Genomic DNA, 5,239 nt, shown 5'->3' with positions numbered 1-5,239 from the left:
GTCAACCCCGACCTCGCCGGGCACGGCGGGGGGCCCGCCCCGGGGCCCCGCCCGCGGGACGAAAAGGGGGGGGCCGGCCCCCCCCCCACACCACCCCGCAAAGGGGAGAGAGACAAACCCCCCCCCTCCCGGCCGGGTGGGGAGGGGCCCCGGCCCCCCCCCGTACCTCCCCGGGCCCGGACACGGGGCGGTCCCACCGCCGTGCCCGGCGAGGTCGGGGTTGACCAGCGCGAACCGCACCTCGTCGGCGAACGTGCCGTCGGCGTTGCGCAGCCGCGAGCGCCGCACCCCGTCCGGCTCGAACCCGCCGGCAAGCGCCGCGCGCTGCGACGCGACGTTGCCCTCCTTCGCGCCCAGCTCGAGCCGGGCCATCCCCGCGACCTCGAAGGCCCAGGCGCTCACCAGCCGCAGCGCCCGCGCGGTGTAGCCGCGCCCGCGGAAGTCGGGGTGCACGCCGTAGCCGATGCCGGCGACCTGGGGCGGGCCGACCGGCCGCACGGTGAGCGCGCCCGCGAAGCCGCCGGTCGCCGTGTCGACCATCGCCCACCGCGCCAGGCCGGTGGTGAGCCAGTCGAGACCGGCCCGGGCGCAGGTGCGCGCGAGGTCGGCGCGCCTCGGTGCGTCGCCGGTGAAGTTCCAGCGCACCGACTCGGCGTCCTCCGTGCCGAGCAGCCCGTCCACGTCGTCCGGCGCCAGCGGACGCAGCGCCAGCACGCCGTCGTCGAGCGGCGCCGTCGGCCACGGCAGTCGCGGCGCGATCGGTGCGCCGTCATCGTCGGCGAAGCGAGCGAACCAGGCGAGGTCGAGGGTGCGGTCGCTGCCGGCAGGGCCCTGCACAGGCCTGCGCCAGGCGACGCCCTCGAAGCCGAACCCGGCGTCGAGGGCGGTGCGCAGCGAGGCGAGGTTCCGGACGTCCGCGTCGATCTCGACGCGGTGCAGGCCGTGGGCGAAGGCCCAGGCGACGAGCATCCGCACCGCCTCGGCGGCGTAGCCCTGTCCGCGGTGCACCGGGTAGACGATGTAGCCGAGGTCGCCGCTGGGCAGCCGCAGGCTCGCCGACCCGACCACCCGGCCGGTGGCCCGCTCGACCAGCGCGCCGCCGAGCTCGCTGCCGTCCGCCCGGCCGGCGTTGCCGAACCTGCCGGTGAAGGCGACGGCGTCCGCCTCGGTGTACGGGACGGGCACGGTCGTGAAGCGGGCCGCCGCGGCGTCGTCCCGGAGGGCGGCGAACACGACGTCCGCGTCGTCGGGGCGCCAGGGCCGCAGGGTGAGCCGGGGGCCGGTGAGCACGAGGTCGGTCAGGTCGACGCCGTCGATGATCGCCATGGCGCCGACCCTGGCAGACGCCCGGTCATGAGCAAACCGCTTTGCCGCGAGTGAGACGGACCACGGGGCCCGTACCATGGCTCGCGTGGTGCTAGCCAAACTTCTGCGTGCCGGCGAGGGCAAGCAGGTCCGCCGTCTCGGAAACATCGCCGATCACATCGAGGCGATGGAGAGCGACTACGTCGACCTGACCGATGCCGAGCTGCGGGCCCTGACCGACACCTTCAAGGAGCGGTTGGCCGACGGCGAGACGCTCGACGACCTGCTGCCCGAGGCGTTCGCCGTCGTGCGCGAGTCGGCCCGGCGGGTGCTCGGGCAGTTCCACTACCGCGTGCAGCTCATGGGCGGCGCCGCCCTGCACCTCGGCAACATCGCCGAGATGAAGACCGGTGAGGGCAAGACGCTCGTCTCGACGCTGCCGGTCTACCTCAACGCGCTCTCCGGCGACGGCGTGCACGTCGTGACGACCAACGACTACCTGGCCTCCCGTGACGCCGACTGGATGGGTCGCGTCCACCGCTTCCTCGGCCTCACCGTCGGCAAGATCACCAACGACCTGCCGCCCGAGAAGCGCAAGCTCGCCTACCAGGCCGACATCACCTACGGCACGAACAACGAGTTCGGCTTCGACTACCTGCGCGACAACATGGCGTGGTCGCTCGACGACATGGTGCAGCGCGGCCACAACTTCGCGGTCGTCGACGAGGTCGACTCGATCCTCATCGACGAGGCCCGCACGCCGCTGATCATCAGCGGCCCGGCGGAGGAGAACCAGCGCTGGTACCTCGAGTTCGCGCGCATGGCGCCGCGGATGAAGAAGGACGTGCACTACGAGGTCGAAGAGGGTAAGCGCACCGTCGCGGTCACCGAGGAGGGTGTCGCCTTCGTCGAGGACCAACTCGGCATCGACAACCTCTACGAGGCCGCCAACACCCCGCTCGTCGGCTACCTGAACAACTCGCTCAAGGCCAAGGAGCTGTTCAAGCGCGACCGCGACTACATCGTCACCAACGGTGAGGTGCTCATCGTCGACGAGTTCACCGGCCGTGTCCTGCAGGGCCGCCGCTACAACGAGGGCATGCACCAGGCCATCGAGGCCAAGGAGGGGGTGCAGATCCAGCAGGAGAACCAGACGCTGGCGACGATCACCCTGCAGAACTACTTCCGCCTGTACAAGAAGCTGTCCGGCATGACCGGCACGGCGCAGACCGAGGCCGCCGAGCTGCACCAGACCTACAAGCTCGGCGTGGTGCCCGTCCCGACCAACAAGCCGATGGTGCGGCAGGACCAGACCGACCTCATCTACAAGACCGAGGACGCGAAGTTCGCCGCCGTCATCGACGACATCGCCGAGCGGCACGAGGCCGGCCAGCCGGTGCTCGTCGGCACGGCCAGCGTCGCGAAGAGCGAGCGGCTGTCGTCGCTGCTGCTGCGGCGCGGCATCCCGCACGAGGTGCTCAACGCCAAGCAGCACGCGCGTGAGGCGGCCATCATCGCCAACGCCGGACGCAAGGGCGCGGTCACGATCGCCACGAACATGGCCGGTCGCGGCACCGACATCCAGCTCGGCGGCAACGCCGAGTTCGCCGCCGACGCCGCACTGCGCGACCGCGGCCTCTCGCCGGACGAGACGCCGGAGGAGTACGAGGCCGCCTGGGCCGAGGCGCTCGAAAAGGCCCACGAGGACGCGGCCAAGGAGCACGACGAGGTCGTCGAGCTCGGCGGCCTCTACGTGCTCGGCACCGAGCGGCACGAGTCACGGCGCATCGACAACCAGCTGCGCGGCCGCGCCGGCCGTCAGGGCGACCCGGGGGAGTCGAGGTTCTACCTCTCTCTCGAGGACGACCTCATGATCCGCTTCAACGGCGAGCGCGTGCAGGCGATGATGAACTTCCTGCGCCTGCCCGAGGACGTGCCGATCGAGGCGAAGATGGTCTCGAAGGCCATCCAGTCCGCGCAGACGCAGATGGAGCAGCAGAACTTCGAGATCCGCAAGAACGTCCTCAAGTACGACGAGGTCATGAACAAGCAGCGCACCGTCATCTACGACGAGCGGCGCAAGGTGCTCGAGGGCGCCGACCTCACCGACCAGATCCGGCCGATGATCGACGACGTCGTGCGGGGCTACGTCGAGGGCGCGACCTCGGCGGGCTACGCCGAGGAGTGGGACCTCGAGGCGCTCTGGACGGCGCTGCGCACGCTGTACCCGGTGTCGCTCACCATCGACGAGGCGATCAGCCAGGCCGGCGGCGAGAAGTCCGACCTCACCCGCGACTTCCTGGTCGAGGAGCTCACCGCCGACGCGCAGGCCGCGTACGACGCGCGCGAGGAGGACCTCGGGGCCGAGGTGCTGCGCGAGCTCGAGCGCCGCGTCATCCTCACCGTGCTCGACCGCAAGTGGCGCGAGCACCTGTACGAGATGGACTACCTGCAGGAGGGCATCGGCCTGCGGGCGATGGCCCAGCGCGACCCGCTGGTCGAGTACCAGCGCGAGGGCTTCGACATGTTCGCCGCCATGATGGAGGCGATCAAGGAGGAGTCGGTCGGCTTCCTGTTCAACCTCGAGGTGCAGGTCGAGGCCGACGAGCCGGAGGCCGAGCAGGCGCCGGCGATCGTCGACCCGTACGCCGACTCCGAGAACCCGGCGCTCGACCACGAGCTGCTGCGCCAGGCCCAGGCCCAGCACGAGCAGCAGCACGCGCCGCAGATCTCCGCGAAGGGACTGGGGCAGGCGCCGGAGAAGCGGCCGCTCACCTACACCGCGCCCGAACTCGGCTCGGACACGCCGTCGGTGTCGATGTCGAAGGAGACCGATGCCGCGGGCGACGGGGCGAAGCGGCCACAGACCCGCAGCAACCCCAACCGGGGCAGCCGCGGCAACCGCAGCAGCGCCGGCAACGCCCGCAAGCGCAAGCGCTGACGTCCCGAGGCACGCGAAACCCCCTGCTGTGGCTCGATTCCAGGCTGGAAGACGAGCCACGACAGGGGGTTCTCGGTGTCGTGGGGCCGTCAGGCCATCTGCAGCTGGACGCACTGCCAGCGACCGTGGCGCACCTCGAGGCGCAGCGCCATCGCCCGCACCCTGCGCCCGGCGTTGAGCACGGCCGCCACCTCGGCGACACCGTCGGCCGGCGTGCTGAGGCGCAGCGAGCGGATCGCCGCGCCGCGGAGCCAGTGACCACCGGGTGCGGTGCGCGCTCGGTCGATGTTGGCGCCCAGGCTGCGCAGCAGCAGCGGGTTCACGATCGGTGCCAGCTGGTGCAGCGGGCGCCGGCCCGCGGCGTACTCGCTGAGCCCGAGCAGCAGCCGACGCGCCCACAGCTCGGGGTCACCGGCCACGCTCGGACGGACCCCCACCTGCAGCGGCGTGACGACGTGCGGATCGGGGAACGGCAGTTCCAGCTCGAGCCCGCGCACCAGGCGCAGCGGCGGGCGCTCAGCGGCCAGTTCGTCGTCGAACGGTGGTTCGCGGCGGGGGGCCGGGCGGACGGTGGCGTACCGGACGGCGGCGGCGGTCATGACGTTCCCCTCGGTGTGGATGCGGTGTCGGCTGGACGCGGGTGCTGGGTGGTCGGCGGCTGCAGCGCCTGACCCGGGCGGATGAGGTCGGGATCGGCGCCGACAACAGCGCGGTTCGCCGCCCACCACGCCGGCCACGCCGCAGCGATGCGGGCGTCGGTGGCCCGACCGTCGAGTCGGCCCGCCGCGATCGACCAGAGCGAGTCGCCGGCACGGACCACGACCGGCTCGTGGTCGGCACGCGCGGGCGACGGCCGTGCCGGGGCGGACGGGCTCGGCGCGGTGGGCCAGCCGGGCGCGGCGGGCGGGGCGGGTGTGGCGGGCGAGGTGCGCAGAGCGGGCGTGGAAGGACGCGGCGCCGGGGCGGCCGCGCTCGTCGCCACGGGCCACGCCG

3 protein-coding genes and 1 pseudogene are annotated in these 5,239 nt (G+C 72.5%); 2 read left to right on the top strand and 2 right to left on the bottom strand.

Annotated elements, in window-relative coordinates; translation table 11 throughout:
* The coding region (locus tag ACTHMS_RS10590) for a GNAT family N-acetyltransferase (protein ID WP_440306625.1) at positions 1-1,326 on the bottom strand (1,326 nt) is incomplete at its 3' end.
* Positions 1,327-1,411: 85 nt separating this feature from the next.
* On the opposite strand from ACTHMS_RS10590, the gene secA reads away from it, so the two are divergent.
* A complete protein-coding gene (secA, locus tag ACTHMS_RS10585; RefSeq protein WP_440306624.1) occupies positions 1,412-4,246 on the top strand; it encodes a preprotein translocase subunit SecA in 2,835 nt (944 codons plus the stop codon).
* 89 nt (positions 4,247-4,335) lie between these two features.
* Here the strand turns inward: secA and ACTHMS_RS10580 are convergent, their stop codons facing one another.
* Positions 4,336-4,845, bottom strand: coding sequence for an Rv3235 family protein (locus ACTHMS_RS10580; protein ID WP_440306623.1), 510 nt, complete (start codon positions 4,843-4,845; stop codon positions 4,336-4,338).
* Between the two features lie 81 nt (positions 4,846-4,926).
* Here ACTHMS_RS10580 and ACTHMS_RS10575 point away from each other — a divergent pair.
* Positions 4,927-5,239 (top strand): annotated as a pseudogene (locus ACTHMS_RS10575) (hypothetical protein); the annotation flags it as partial.

It is taken from the genome of Jatrophihabitans sp., assembly GCF_051960575.1.
Lineage (GTDB): Bacteria > Actinomycetota > Actinomycetes > Mycobacteriales > Jatrophihabitantaceae > JBQCEE01.
The sequence above is the reverse complement of the archived record's forward strand: the minus strand, read 5'-3'. Positions and strand labels throughout refer to the sequence as shown.